The organism is Qipengyuania sp. (genome assembly GCF_048550555.1).
Taxonomy (GTDB): Bacteria; Pseudomonadota; Alphaproteobacteria; order Sphingomonadales; family Sphingomonadaceae; genus Qipengyuania.
On sequence record NZ_JBLYYF010000037.1, the window covers coordinates 55643 to 69674 of the forward strand.

General features: G+C 66.8%; 7 protein-coding genes. 4 read left to right on the plus strand and 3 right to left on the minus strand.

Features of this window, described 5'->3' with window-relative positions:
* Positions 1-33 precede the first annotated feature (33 nt).
* The 4 genes from ACN4E0_RS09130 to ACN4E0_RS09145 all read left to right on the plus strand — a co-directional run bounded on the left by ACN4E0_RS09130 (position 34) and on the right by ACN4E0_RS09145 (position 8603).
* Positions 34-1287, plus strand: a complete 1254-nt coding sequence (locus ACN4E0_RS09130) for a threonine ammonia-lyase (RefSeq protein WP_419567292.1) — start codon at positions 34-36, stop codon at positions 1285-1287.
* A gap of 125 nt (positions 1288-1412) precedes the next feature.
* A complete protein-coding gene (locus ACN4E0_RS09135) occupies positions 1413-2255 on the plus strand; it encodes an arginyltransferase (protein WP_419567294.1) in 843 nt (280 codons plus the stop codon).
* 232 nt (positions 2256-2487) lie between these two features.
* Positions 2488-4395: an autotransporter assembly complex protein TamA gene (locus tag ACN4E0_RS09140; protein WP_419567295.1), complete on the plus strand. Its 1908-nt coding sequence runs from the start codon at positions 2488-2490 to the stop codon at positions 4393-4395.
* On the plus strand, positions 4395-8603 hold the full coding sequence (locus ACN4E0_RS09145) for a translocation/assembly module TamB domain-containing protein (RefSeq protein WP_419567297.1): 4209 nt from the start codon (positions 4395-4397) through the stop codon (positions 8601-8603). The genes ACN4E0_RS09140 and ACN4E0_RS09145 overlap by 1 nt, the downstream gene beginning before the upstream one ends.
* Here ACN4E0_RS09145 and ACN4E0_RS09150 read toward each other — a convergent pair.
* From ACN4E0_RS09150 to ACN4E0_RS09160, 3 genes are all read right to left on the minus strand, one after another.
* Positions 8600-9178 (minus strand): fasciclin domain-containing protein, encoded by a 579-nt coding sequence (locus tag ACN4E0_RS09150; RefSeq protein ID WP_419567299.1) that lies wholly within the window; start codon positions 9176-9178, stop codon positions 8600-8602. The two genes, ACN4E0_RS09145 and ACN4E0_RS09150, sit on opposite strands and share 4 nt — an antisense overlap.
* An 11-nt stretch (positions 9179-9189) precedes the next feature.
* Positions 9190-10161 (minus strand): hypothetical protein, encoded by a 972-nt coding sequence (locus tag ACN4E0_RS09155; protein WP_419567301.1) that lies wholly within the window; start codon positions 10159-10161, stop codon positions 9190-9192.
* Positions 10162-10376: 215 nt separating this feature from the next.
* On the minus strand, positions 10377-13817 hold the full coding sequence (locus tag ACN4E0_RS09160; protein ID WP_419567302.1) for an autotransporter domain-containing protein: 3441 nt from the start codon (positions 13815-13817) through the stop codon (positions 10377-10379).
* Between the last annotated feature and the right edge of the window lie 215 nt (positions 13818-14032).

Sequence of the window (14032 nt, forward strand, 5' to 3'; positions counted from 1 at the left end):
ACCGCAGCCGCACGCGCCGTAGGGCCGGGCACCATGACCGAAGCATCTTCTGTGCGTGCCGCTGCCCCAGCGACCGAGCTCCTGACTCTCGACGATGTGCGGGCTGCCGCCGCGCGCATCGAAGGCGCGGTGGTGCGGACGCCGATGCTGCGCTCGCAGACTTTGTCGGAGATTACCGGGGCCGATATCTGGCTCAAGTTCGAGAACCACCAGTTCACCGCCGCCTACAAGGAACGCGGCGCGCTCAATGCCTTGCTGCACCTCACCGACGAGCAGAAGGCGCGGGGCGTGATCGCAGCCTCGGCGGGCAACCATTCGCAGGGACTGAGCTATCACGGTCGCCGGCTGGGTGTGCCGGTGACGATCGTGATGCCGCAGACCACGCCGAGCGTGAAGGTGATGCAGACCGAGAGCGTGGGCGGCAATGTCGAGCTGTTCGGCGAGACCTTCGACGAAGCCTATGCCCATGCGCGCGAGCTCGAACGGGAGCGCGGCCTGACCTTCGTCCACCCCTTCGACGATCCGCTGGTGGCCGCGGGGCAGGGCACGGTCGCGCTCGAAATGCTCGCCGACAAGGACGATTTCGACTGCCTCGTCGTGCCGATCGGCGGGGGCGGACTGATGAGCGGCATGGCGACCGTCGCCAAGGCGCTGAAGCCCGAAATCGAGATGGTCGGCGTCCAGGCCGAGCTCTATCCCTCGATGTATTCCGCAGTGACCGGCGACGAACGCCCATGCGGCGGCGATACGCTGGCTGAAGGAATCGCGGTCAAGGCGCCGGGGGAGTTCACCCGCCAGATCATCGCCGAGCTCGTCGACCAGGTGTTACTGGTCAAGGAAGGCGCGCTCGAACACGCCGTCTCGCTGCTGTTGCAGATCGAGAAGACCGTGGTCGAGGGCGCCGGCTCGGCCGGTCTCGCCGCGGTGCTGTCCAATCCAGGGAAGTTCGCCGGCAAGACCATCGGCCTGGTGCTGTGCGGCGGCAATATCGATACGCGCCTGCTCGCCAATGTGCTGCTGCGCGACCTCGCGCGCTCGGGACGACTCGCGCGGTTGCAGATCGTGCTGCAGGATCGCCCCGGGGCGCTGTTCAAGGTCATGCGCGAGTTCAACGAGCACAATGTGAACATCATCGAGATCTACCACCAGCGCATCTTCACCACGCTGCCGGCCAAGGGCCTGACCGCGGAAATCGAGTGCGAGGCGCGCGACGCCGAGCAGATCGACCGGCTGGTGCGGGCGCTCCGCGGCAAGGGCTACAGCGTCTCGGTGGCCGAACTCGCCTGACCCGGAACGAACGTTCGGCGGAGCGATTGTGGTTTTCATGGTAAAGAGGGTTTTAACCTCTCACCGGCTCTGGCATTGATATGCATACGAGGTAGGATCTAGCCGCCGGAAGGATGCAGCCGAAAGTGACCGCGCCGATACGCTTTCCCCGCTTTTTCGTGACCAGCCCAGCGCCGTGTCCGTATCTGCCGGGCAAGAGCGAGCGCAAGGTCTTCACCGAACTGCGTGGCGACAATGCCGACGAGTTGAACGAAGCGCTCGGGCGGATCGGTTTTCGGCGCAGCCAGACGGTCGCCTACCGCCCATCCTGCCTCGATTGTCAGGCTTGCGTCTCGGTGCGCGTCGCGGCGGGCGAGTTCAAGCCGTCCTCCAGCCAGAAGCGCACGTTAAAGGCGAACGAAGACCTCGTCGCCACCGAGTGTCGCCCCTGGGCGACCGCCGAACAGTTCGAGCTGCTGCAGAAATACCTTGCTGCGCGCCACCCCGGTGGCGGCATGACGCAGATGGAGGAAACCGACTTTGCAGACATGGTGGAACACACCAGCGTAACCAGCTATGTCATTGAATATCGGGAGCCGGCTGTCGGTCCCGAACCGGGTCGCCTGGTCGGGGCGTGCCTGACGGACTACCAGGGCGACGGGCTGTCGATGATCTACAGCTTCTACGACCCTGAGCATGAGGATCGCGCCGGGCTTGGGAACTACATCATTCTCGACCACATTCGCCGTGCCGCCACCAACGGATTGCCCTATGTCTATCTCGGCTATTGGGTCGAAGGCGCCGAGCGGATGCAGTACAAGGTCCGCTATCGTCCGCTCGAGCGGCTTACCAGGGGCGGATGGGAGCGCATGCCCGACCAAGAGCAGAAGCGCCATATCGCCGCCGCGACCGCTCCGAGGGGCGAGCGCCGCGAAGACGCGCTCCCGGCCAAGGACGGGCTGTCCGCGGATTACAAGATTCCCGACTGACCGCGCGCTGAGCGCCCTTGTCCACTGCCTGGCGGCGCTCGCCCTCGCCGGTGGCTCGGCGCTCGCCGCGCAGGATCGCGAGGTCCCGCCAAGCCTCGAGGATCTGATCCCCGACGGCGCGGTCGACGATCCCGACAGCTGGGCGCAGCAGGGAGCGGACGGGCCGGTCGAAACCACACCCGATGCGCTCGGTGAACCCGAGGCGGACACGCCGATATCCGATTTGCCGGACATGCCCGTCGCCTGGCCCGAGGACGTCGAGCTGGCGCCGCTGCAGGAACTCGAGCCGGAAGAGGATATCCGCTTTGCCGATCTGCTCGGCGATGCCCCCAAGATCGCCTTCGATGAGGCGGATATGGAGCGGATTTCGGACGCGCTCGTGCTGGGCTTCCCGCAGAAGGAGCCGCCGTTCAGCGAGCGCGGCGATTTCGTCGACCGCTTCGCGGCGCTTTCGACCATCGAGGAACTGGATGATGGCGACGAGAACGTCGCCCAACTCGCGGCCCGGGCGCGCAAGGACGAGGAACTCCTCGCCACGCTGCTTCGCGTCTATGGCTATTACGATGGCGAGATCGTCCGTACGATCGGCACGCGCGATGCCGGCGAGGACGCTGCCGAGCAGCGCCCCCGGGTTCGTTTCGATGTCATCCCCGGGCCGCGCTACAGCTATGGTGCGATCGACCTCGGCGAGCTCGCCAGTGCGCCCGATGCTGCCGAGCTGCGCGAGAGCTTCGATATCCACTCGGGCGACTTCCTCCAGTCGGACACGATCCTTGCCGAGCGCTTCGACCTCGACCGCGCGCTGGGCGAGACGGGCTATCCTTTTGCCGAAATCGACCAGCCCGAACTGCTGATCGACCACGAACGGACCGAGGGCGACCTGACGCTGCCCGTGCGGCCCAAGGGGAAATACGTGTTCGGCGAGGTCGTCAGCGGCGACGAGGAATTCCTTTCGAGCCGGCACCTGGCGCAGATCGCGCGTTTCGAGCCCGGCGAGGTCTACCAGCGCAGCCTCGCCTTCGACCTGCGCCGGGCGGTCACCGCCACCGGCCTCGTCTCGAGCGTCGGAGTGGAAGCACGCGAGATCAAGCCGCCGCAGGGCGACGAGCCGGGCGTGGTGGCGATGGACGTGTCCATGGAACGTGCCAAGCTGCGCACCATCGCCGGTGCGATCGGCTATGGTTCGGAAGAAGGCGTACGCATCCAGGCGAGCTGGGAGCACCGCAACCTGTTCCCGCCCGAGGGCGCGCTCAAGGTGCGCGGCGTGCTCGGTACGCGCGAGCAGCTGCTCGGCGCGACCTTCCGCAAGAACAATTTCGGCGGGCGCGACAAGGTGCTGACGCTCGACGCCTATGCCTCGACCATCGACACCGATGCCTATGATGCCAACACGGTGGCGCTGACCGGCACCTATGAACGCACCTCGACGCTGCTGTTCCAGAAGCCGCTGTCGTGGGGTGTGGGGGCCGAAATCCTCGCCACCGACGAGCGCAATCGCGTGATCGGCGGGATTCCCCGCCCGCGTCAGACCTATTTCATTGCCTCGCTGTTCGGCCGGGCGACGATCGACACCAGCGATTCGCTGCTCGATCCCACACGCGGCTTCCGGGTGACCGGCTTCCTCGGTCCCGAGACCTCGCGAACGGGCAGCGAGCAATATTACTACCTGCGCAACCAGTTCGACGCCTCATACTACAAATCGGTCGGCGAGCGGCTGGTGATTGCCGCGCGCGGGCGGATCGCCACGATACAGGGGGCCCGTCTCGCGGGTATTGCGCCCTCGCGCAGGCTCTATGCGGGCGGCGGCGGTTCGGTGCGCGGTTACGGCTATCAGACGATCGGGCCGAAGAACGACCTGCTCGAGCCGACCGGTGGGCGCAGCCTCGTCGAGGCCTCGCTCGAGGCGCGGATCGGGACGGGCTTCTTCGATGGCGCCCTTTCGGTCGTGCCGTTCGTCGATGCGGGTAGCGTGTCGATCGAGACCGTGCCCGATTTCCGCTTCATCAAGATCGGCGCGGGCGTCGGCGTCCGCTATGCCACGGGCTTCGGACCGATCCGCCTCGATGTGGGCGTGCCGCTCAATCCCGATGAAGACGATTCCCCGGTCGCGGTCTACGTCTCGCTGGGGCAAGCCTTCTGATGGCCGAGGACATGGCCAGCGACGCCGACCTCGCGCCCCGTCGTCGCGGCCGGCGCGTGACGCGTGCGGGCAAATGGCTGCTTGGTCTCGCGGCTGCCGTCGTCCTGCTCGTGGTCGGCGGGCTGGTGGTCCTCAACACCCCGCTGGGCGAACGCTTTCTCGCCAGCCGTATCGCCGAGCAGACTTTCCCCAACGGGCTGAACATCCAAATCGGTCGGATCGAGGGCAATCTCTACGGCGCGGCGGTGCTGCACGATGTCCGCCTGTCCGATCCCAAGGGCGTGTTCCTGACCATTCCGCGCGCCGAGGTCGACTGGAACCCGGGCGCCTGGCTCTACAACCGCCTGGAGATCGACAGCTTCGCCGCGCGTCGCGCCAATCTCTCGCGAGTCCCCGAATTCCTTCCCAGCGAGGACGACAATCCGGTCCTGCCGGGCTTCGACATCTCGATCGAACGGCTCGAGATCGACAATCTCATGCTCGCGCGCGGCATCGCCGGCGACCGTCCCCAGCGCGTCGACCTGACCGGCAGCGCGGAGGTTGCCGACCGGCGGCTGATGGTCGATGTCGATGGACGCCTGGGCGAACGTGACCGGCTCGCGCTGCTGCTCGATGCCGAGCCCGATGGCGACGATTTCGATCTTTCGCTCGATCTCGATGCGGCGGAAGACGGCCCCATCGCCGCGCTCGCCGGGCTGGACGGTGCGCACATTGCGCGCATCCGCGGCGACGGGACCTGGTCGGATTGGACGGGCGGATTGGTCGTCCGCAACGACGACGGACGCGTTGCGGCGTTGCGCATCACCAACCGCTCGGGACGCTTCGGCCTGCTGGGCAAGATCGACCCCTCGGGCTTCCTTTCCGGCATTCCCGCGCGGGCGCTGGGCGACGACGTGGCGGTCAAGGCCGAGCTGGCGATCGACAACCGCGCCTTCGACGGCCGTACCATCGTCGTCGGCCGCGGCCTGAGCGTGGATGCCAAGGGCTTGCTCGATCTCGCCGGAAACCGTGCCGAGGACCTCGCGATCACTGCAATCGTGCGCGACCCTGCCCTGCTCGGCGAGGGCATGGCGCTCCGCAATGCGCGGCTCACGGCGACGCTCGACGGACCCTTCAAGGATCTGGCGATCGTCCACGATCTGCAGGTCGGCGAGCTCGATCTCGGCGGGACGAGGCTCACGGGGCTGCGCCAGGCGGCCACGGCGCGCTATGACGGAACGCGCTGGATGCTGCCGCTCGACCTCCGGCTCGAGCGGGTGTCCAGCGGGAACACCATGGTCGATCCGCGGCTGATCAACGGGGTCGCGCGCGGCTCCATCGTCCTGACCGGGTCGACGCTGAGGTCGGACGATCTGCGCCTCGCTTTCCCCGCTGCTTCGGCCAATCTGGCGCTGCGCGGCAACCTTGCCAGCGGCGACTATCGCCTGCGCGGCCCGGTGCGCGCCGAGCGTCTGGCGCTCGAAAATGTCGGAATGCTCGGCGGCACGGCGGTGATCGATTTGACGCTTGCGCCGGGCGCGCCCTGGCGCCTTTCGGCCGATCTCGACGCGCGGGTCGCGCCGGTGACCAACGCCACACTCGCCAATCTCGCCGGGACCCCGATCCGCGTGCGCGGGGGAGTGGCGGTGGGCGGGAATGCGCCGCTCGACTTCAAACGGATGCGGATCGACGCGAGCAAGGTGCATCTCGCGCTCGATGGCAGCGTCCGTGGGGGAACCACGCGGCTCGCCGGTCGCGGGACCCATGTCGATTACGGTGCCTTCACCGTCGAGGCCAGCGTGACCGATGCGGGGCCGAGCGCCGCGCTGGTCTTCGCCAAGCCCGCGACCGGGCTCGAGAACGTCCGTGTCGCGATCGCCCCGCGCGATGACGGCTTTGCCATCGACACTGACGGACAATCGCTGTTCGGCCCGTTCGAGGGCACGCTCGGACTGACCGCGCCGGCAGGCGGGCCGACCCGCATTGTTATCGAGGACATGCGGGTGTCCGACACCAGGGTTACAGGCGGCGTCTCGCTGGTGGATGGTGGCGCCGATGGACGGCTCGCCTTCGCCGGGGGCGGGATCGACGGAACGGTGGCGCTGGCACCGCGCGGGGGCGGCCAGGGGCTCGACATCGACCTGCGCGCCCGCAATGCCCGCTTCGGCGGTGAGCCTTCCATGCGCATTGCGCGTGCGGATATCAGCGCCACCGGGCTTATCCGCGAGGGGCACAGCAGCTTTACCGGCACGGGCACTGCGGCCGGACTGTCCTATGGTTCGCTGTTCATTGGCCGGCTCGCCGCCAAGGGCGAGGTCGAGGATGGCGTGGGCCGGATCGACGCCTCGCTCGCCGGGCGGCGCAGCGGGCGTTTCGCGCTCGACCTGAACGCGACCGTGAGGCCCGAGCGGATCGCGCTGGCCGCGCAGGGTGAGTTTGCCGGGCGGCGCATCTCCATGCCGCGCCGCGCCGTGCTGACCAGCCTCGACGGCGGAGGGTGGCGGCTCGCCCCGACGCAGCTGTCCTATGGCGGCGCGGGAATGATCGCGGCCGGCAGCTTCGGTGGCGGCAATCTCGATTTCGAGTTCAAGCTTGCCCGCATGCCGCTCTCGCTGATCGATATCGTTCGTCCCGATACCGGGCTGGGCGGGACCATTTCAGGTACGATCGACTACCGTGCCGGCGCGAGCGGACTTCCGGTGAGCGAGGCCAAGGTCAAGATCGAAGGGCTGACCCGGTCGGGCCTCGTGCTGACCTCTCGCCCGGTCGACGTCGCGCTGGTGGCGCGCCTTTCGGAAAGCGAACTCGCCGCGAGGGCGGTGCTCGGTAACGAGGATATCCAGCGGGGCCGGATGCAGGCGCGGATCACCGGGCTACCCGGCAGTGGCCTGCTGCTCGACCGGTTGCGCGCTGGCCGACTTTCCGGCCAGCTACGCTATCAGGGGGCGGCGGAAAGCCTGTGGCGCCTGGCCGCGCTCGATACGTTCGACATTACCGGGCCGATCGCCATTGCGGCCGATGCGACCGGATCGCTGCGGGATCCCAGGGTGCGCGGCTCGATCGCGGGCGACACGCTGCATCTGCGCAGCGCCCTTTCCGGCACCGATATCCGCGACCTTGCCGTGCGCGGCAAGTTCAGCGGTTCGCGCCTGCAACTCGCCAGCTTCTCGGGGACGGCGGTCAATGGCGGGAGTGTCAGCGGGAGCGGGATCGTCGACCTGCGGACGCTGGGCGAGACGGTGGAGGGCCGGCTGCTCGAGATTCGCGGCCCGATCATCGATCTGCGCGCTTCGGCCAGGAACGCGCGGCTGCTCGACACCGCGGGCCTGAGCGCTACCATCACCGGGCCGCTGCGGATCGTCTCGAACGGCCTCGGCGGAACGATCGCCGGCCGGGTGCGGGTCGATCGCGCCAGCTGGAAGCTGGGCACCGCCGCGGATGACTTGCGCCTGCCGCAGATCGCCACGCGCGAGATCAACGCGCCGGCCAATCGCGCGCCGCAGGCCGCCCCCGGGCGACCGTGGCGCTATCTCATCGACGCCAAGGCCTCGAGCCGGATCGATGTCGACGGTATGGGGCTCGACAGCGAATGGTCGGCGGACATCCTCCTGCGCGGCACCACCGACGATCCGCGGATCGGCGGCAGCGCGACCATGGTTCGCGGCGATTACACCTTCGCCGGGACGCGGTTCGAGCTGACCCGCGGCGACATCGATTTCGACGAGACCGTCCCGGTCGATCCGCGGCTCGACATCAGGGCCGAAACCGAGCGCGACGGCCTGACCGTAGAGGCCACCGTCCGGGGCAGCGCCACCCAGCCCGAGATCGCCTTCAGCTCCAATCCTTCACTGCCCGAAGAGGAACTGCTCGCCCGTCTGCTGTTCGGCGGTTCGGTGACCAGCCTGTCGGCCACCGATGCGCTCCAACTCGGTGCGGCGGTCGCGAGCCTGCGCGGCGGTGGAGGGATGGATCCGATCAACCAGTTGCGCAGCGCCATCGGTCTCGACCGCTTGCGGATCGTCAGCGCCGACCCCGCGTTGGGACGCGGCACAGGCGTGGCGCTGGGCAAGAACTTCGGACGGCGCTTCTATGCGGAGATCATCACCGACGGGCGCGGCTACAGCGCGACCGAGGTCGAATTCCGCGTGACCAGCTGGTTGTCGCTGCTCGCCGCCGTCTCGACCGTCGGACGCGAGAGCGTCGTCGCCGAGATCAGCCGGGACTACTAAGGCGCGGTATCCTGTCGGGGCGGCAACAGCACCGTGTCGATGGGAATGATGACGCCATTGTTCGCGGCAATGGCGGTCCCTGCGAATTGCGCGGTCATTCCGTCGCCGCTCGACACCACGATGTCGTCGCCGGACCGGCTGAACGATACTTCGGCCTGGCCCAGCGTGGTCATCGTGACCGGTCCGCCGTGGCGCTCTATCGCTTCCCCGATCGTCTCGGGCGTGAGATGGCCGGGAAGCAAGTGATCGCGCAGGATCGCCACGAGCATGGGGCGCTGATCTGCCTCGAGCAGGGCCTCACCCTCGTCGCCGAGCGCCTCGAAGGCGGCATCGTCGGGGGCGAGGACAGTGTAGCTCGCCGGTCCGTCGAACACCCCCGAGAGGTCAGAGCGCTCGACCGCGGCTTGCAGGCTGCGCAGGTGATCGTCGGCGGCGAGGGCGGAGGCGAGCGTCTGCGTGCCATCGTCCCGCGTGCCATTTTCCGGTTCAGGGCTGTCCGCCTCGCTGCAGGCCGCCATCGGTACGAGCAGGACCAGAGAAAGCGGCGCGAGTGCGGATTTCCAAGTAACGGGCATCGTTGGCCACCTCATACGAGAAGATCGATTGCTGCAGCGACCAGCTGCGTTGTCGGGTCGATCCGGTACACATAGCCATCCGAGTAGCGGTACCAGGCATCGGGCGTATCGCGATAGCGATCGCGGTAGGAATAGGGGACGTTGTAGACGTCGTAGCCACGCGGCATGGGCTGGCCGACGACGAACTCGTCGCCCGTCAGCAGGGCCGCGACGGAGGCGATGGCGGAATCTTCCGGATCGACGCGGTAGATGACGTTGTCGGCATAGCGATAGGAATCGGGCGGCCCGAGATCGTAATAGTCGACGTAATAGTCTGGTAGGGCGTAGCTCTGGTAGGTCGAGGGCCAGGCGTTGCCGATCGCCAGCGCGCCGCCAAGCAGCGGAATATAGCCGGAGATACGGCCATCATCGAGGGCGCGGAGCAGGTAGCCACCGGCGTATTCGTACGGGCCAGCAGCATAGTTGGTCAGCCCGAACAGCCGCGGTCGATAGGTGTAGCCGTTCCAGCCGGTCGAGCGGATAGGCCTCTTCCTGGCCTGTCCGGGGGGCAGGCAGCCGTTGTTCTTGCGTGCGAGACCGGGCGGGCACCCGGCTATGATGTCGCGACTGCGGTCGTGGGTGAGAAACTCGCGATCGCGGCTGGTGTCGACGCGGTACCGCTCGGCGCGGGTGTGCGGCGCCTGCGTGCTCCGGTTCTCCCGGACTGCCGGCCGCGGGGCCCGACGATTGTCATCGCGACCAGCGGTCCGTCCGCTCCCGCGGAATTCTTCGTGCTGGCGAGGCGCGGGGGCGGGTTTCGCGCCGGGCGACTGGCGTGTGGCCGAGTCCGCGCGTGCAGCGCCCCCATTGCCGCGGTTCTTTTGAGGTTTTTCCGCGGCGTGGTGCTTGCCGCCGTGTTCGTTTCCCTTGCCTTTGCCGGGTTCGGCATTGGCTCCGGTCGCCGCGAGCGCGATCGCCGCGGCGCCTGCGACCAAGATACGCATTCCAATAACTCCTTTGGGGCTCCAACGGTGCCGGCTGGGCGGAGTTCCGGTTAATCCCGGCGTAACCGTTCGAGGCATGTGCGGGCCGCAATCAGGAGCGCGGATCGGCTTGCGAGGCAGACGGCATCCGTTCGCAATTGTCAGCGCACCAAAGGAAAGGGCCGCCCGGTTTCCCGGACGGCCCTTCCTGTCGGAGCCTGGGCCCCTGATCTGGCTTAGAACTTGAAGCTCGCCATCGCGCGATAGGACTGCGCGTTGGCATTGTCGCGGCTGATCGTCGTGTCGACGCCCACGCCGAACTTGGCCGACCCGCTGACGAACTGCGCCGAAAGGCCGACTTCACCCCAGTCCTTGTCCGTCGAAGCGACGCGGAACGGCACGGCCGGACCGGTGCCCGCAGCGAACTGCGCGCCGACGGCATAGACGCTGTCTTCGTATTCGTGGACCCAGTCGGCGTTCAGGTCGATCTGGAACGAGCCGGTCGTCTTCTGGTAGTCGAAACCGATCCGACCCTGGAGGCTCTCGAAGTCCTCGCGGTCGATCCGCAGCGCCAGCGTGCCGCCGGTTTCCTCGACCACGTCGAAGGAATGGTCGGCGTAACGCATCTCGATACCGGGCGAGAACGTGCCGAAATCACCTTCGAAGTCGTAGGAGATTCCGACCGCGGCGGAAATGCCGCCGTCACTGCTCTCGCTCGAAAGCGTCTGCGTGGTTCCGAGGAAGCCCACCGTCCGCATGGTATCCATGTCGACCTTGGTCAGGCTGACCTGGCCATCGATGACGAAGCCGTCTTCGGTCTTGGCACTGCCGTACAGCGAGACCGCGAACATCTTCGAGTCGGCCTCCTGGCCCAGCGCCACGTCCGCATCGAGATTCGAATAGTAGCCCGACAGGCCGATCATCGAACTCTCGCTGGGGAAGTACTCGATACCGCCGGCGAAGAAGTAGCCGTCGATATCGGTATCGCCGCTGTAGCCCGGCATCGGAGCACCGCTGCCGTTGAGCAGGCCGCCCGCCACGAAAATGCCGACATCCTCGCGGATGGCGCCCTGGCGCACGCTGGTGGGTTCATCGCCCTGGTCGAGGCCCAATGCCCCGGTCAGGACCGGCTGGCTGCCGCGCGAGACTTCCATCTGTGCGGTCTGGATCGGATTGCCGAGCGTGGCGATGGTGCCACCCGACCGCTCCAGCGTCGACTCACGCAGACGCGAAGCGTTGAACGAACCGAGGTGGTTGTACGACTGTGCCGCCAGTTCCCGCACCGCGCTCTCCGACACCGGAGCCAGCCCGTCGAAGGTCGACTGGATGGTGGCCGCGGTGGCGAAGTCGAGATCGTAGAGATCGGCCAGCGCCGCATTGCTGCGGTTCTGGTTGAACAGACGAGCATAGGAGTTCTGGGTCAGATTGGAGTTGTCGACCACGCCGCCATAGCTGCGGGCGAAGATCTCCATCATCACAGACGTGTCCGTGTAGGTGAAGTTCTGGTACAGGATCGCCGACAGGTCGCTGGCGGTGAAGGTACCGGTCAAACCGCCGTCCGCGGTCAGGATCGTGTACACCTGGCCGTTGCCGTTGACCTGCTGAGTGATCCCGGCGCCGACGGCGACGACGCCGCCGAGTGACGCTTCACCCGTTACCGCGACGCTATCCGAGGCATTGTTCGGACCGACGTCGATCATCAGCGTCGAGCCAGAAGCCAGGACCAGCGAACCGTCGATCGTCAGCGTGTCGATGCCGCCGATCGTACCCGGCGAAATCGCACCCATCAGGTTGGTGACGAACGGCGCGGTGATCGTGCCGCCGCCCTGCAGGGCGCCGCCGAAGATGGTGTAGTCGCCGACCGAGGTGAGCTGGCCGTCGACCGTGATCGTGCCGCCGAACTGGCTGACGTCGATCAGTGAGGTCAGGCTGCCGTCGGCCGTGATGTTGAGCCCTGCGGTGCTCAGCACGGTGAGGCGGTCGATGGTGACATCGCTGCTCAGCGTGGTGGTACCGGCATTGCCGAGCGTCACGTCGAAGTAGCGCGGGTCCACATTGACGGTCGGATCGGGATCCACGATCGGGTCGACATTGTCGGGCACGAAGCCGCTTGCGCCGGGCAGGCCGTTGTCGAGCGTGGGATCGGGCAGCGGATCGTCCGAGAACTCGGGGCTTCCGCCATCGCTGTCGTGCGGCGTTTCCTCGGCGATCTCGGCGCCGCCCCCGTGAGCGAGCTCTTCCGAGAATTCAGGCGCGCCGTTCTGCGCTTCGTGGGCATTGATCATACCCTCGCGACCCAGACCGCTGCGACCGACCGTGGATGCGGCCACTGTGCGCGCGCCGCCGCCGAGCGCGTCGGCGACATCCTTGCCCACTTCGCCGATACCCGAGCTGACGGTTCCGTCGGCGTTGCGCGCCGGCGGCGTGTCGTCACCCGTGGCTAGGTCCTGGCAGCCTTCGCCCGGGTTGTCGCCTTCCTGGTCGAAGCAGACTTCACCCCAGTTGGGCTCACCCCCGGTGACGCCGTTGCCGGGCGTGGTCGGAATGCCATTGACGATATCGCCGTCGGCATTGATCACGCGATAGTTCGGATCGAGCGTGGTTTCCCAGTGGCTCGCGTCTTCCCAGTCGCCGTCGCCCGCGGTCGCGGTAACGTAGCGATAGGGGTTGTTCGCCGCGATCCAGTCCCAGAACAGGAACAGCGGCTGGTAGAAGCTCTCGGTACCGTAGCTCGAGAAAACCTGTGCGCCGAAGAAGCGCGAGCCACCCGACAGCACCGCGATGACGAGATCTTCGTCGGTGATCGGGTTGTTGGCTGCATCGAGGATCAGCGGACCACCCGAGTCGCCGCCGGCGGTCGTCCCCTCCCGTTCGCGCGGTTCATCCTTGTAGAGGTTGAAGTCGAACGGATTGGTCTTGTTCGGATCGTCGAAGTCGAGGCGATAGAGAACCTGCGGCAGATCATCCACGCCGGGCCCGAACAGGAACGCGTTGCGCGCATCGAAAGAAGTCAGCGCACCGATCATGTTCTCGGCCGATTTGCGGCGCCAGTCGATCCCCTGCGAGGCGCCGGTCGTGCCCGAACCCGTGCGGCCATAACCGGTGATATTGACGTGATAGCCGGTGCCATCCTCGTCCGTAATCGCGTCGGGCGTCGGCAGCGGAGAGAACAGCAGCGACCAGGTCGGCAGATTGGCTGCAGGCGTGTCGAGGCTGGCGATGGCGACGTCGCCTTCGAGGAAGCCGAGGCCCTCGGGGCGTGCGACCGAGCGCGGGTCGTAATAGATGCGGTTGACGTTGAACACGGCCGCGCTGGGATCGCTCATGAACCCGTTGCCGACCCAGGTCTGGAAGCCCGGAAGCGCGTCCACGTTGAACGACCAAGCGGCTGGAATATTGTCGGTATTGTATTCGCTGGCGTCGCGGTCGTTGACGCAGTGCGCGGCGAAGATGACCGTGCGCGGATTGATCAGCGTACCCGAACAGACGAAGCCGTCGGCGCGGTAGAACATGCCGACGCCGCTGAACGTATCGTCTTCGTCGACGATATCGTCGGGGGTATAGTTGTCGTTCGGCACGATGGCGTGAGCAGGCGTGCTCAGCGCTACCGCCGACAAGGCGATGGTGGCAGCACCCGCGAGCAGACGGCCGCCGGTACGGTTGAACGTAGATTTCATTACGAAGCCCCTCCAGGAAATGTTCGCATATGCGCACCCCAAGTTGCGCATCGATCCATCCTAGGACCGGAAGCGATCAAAAGGGAAGGGTGTGTTTGCGATACTTGCGCAACTTTTGCGCTGCATAGTGGCGGGAAAGTCGCACCTTTTTATATACGTCAAAGAGAGAGGCGGCCGGATCGCTCCGGCCGCCCCATTCCTCCCGTTCGAGTTCG

What these genes read in the sequence shown, in the direction of transcription:
- ACN4E0_RS09160 (WP_419567302.1), bottom strand. Translation starts at nt 13,817, where the DNA reads ATGAAATCTACGTTCAACCGTACCGGCGGCCGTCTGCTCGCGGGTGCT.
- ACN4E0_RS09130 (WP_419567292.1), top strand. Translation starts at nt 34, where the DNA reads ATGACCGAAGCATCTTCTGTGCGTGCCGCTGCCCCAGCGACCGAGCTC.
- ACN4E0_RS09145 (WP_419567297.1), top strand. Translation starts at nt 4,395, where the DNA reads ATGGCCGAGGACATGGCCAGCGACGCCGACCTCGCGCCCCGTCGTCGC.
- ACN4E0_RS09150 (WP_419567299.1), bottom strand. Translation starts at nt 9,178, where the DNA reads ATGCCCGTTACTTGGAAATCCGCACTCGCGCCGCTTTCTCTGGTCCTG.
- ACN4E0_RS09155 (WP_419567301.1), bottom strand. Translation starts at nt 10,161, where the DNA reads ATGCGTATCTTGGTCGCAGGCGCCGCGGCGATCGCGCTCGCGGCGACC.
- ACN4E0_RS09140 (WP_419567295.1), top strand. Translation starts at nt 2,488, where the DNA reads ATGCCCGTCGCCTGGCCCGAGGACGTCGAGCTGGCGCCGCTGCAGGAA.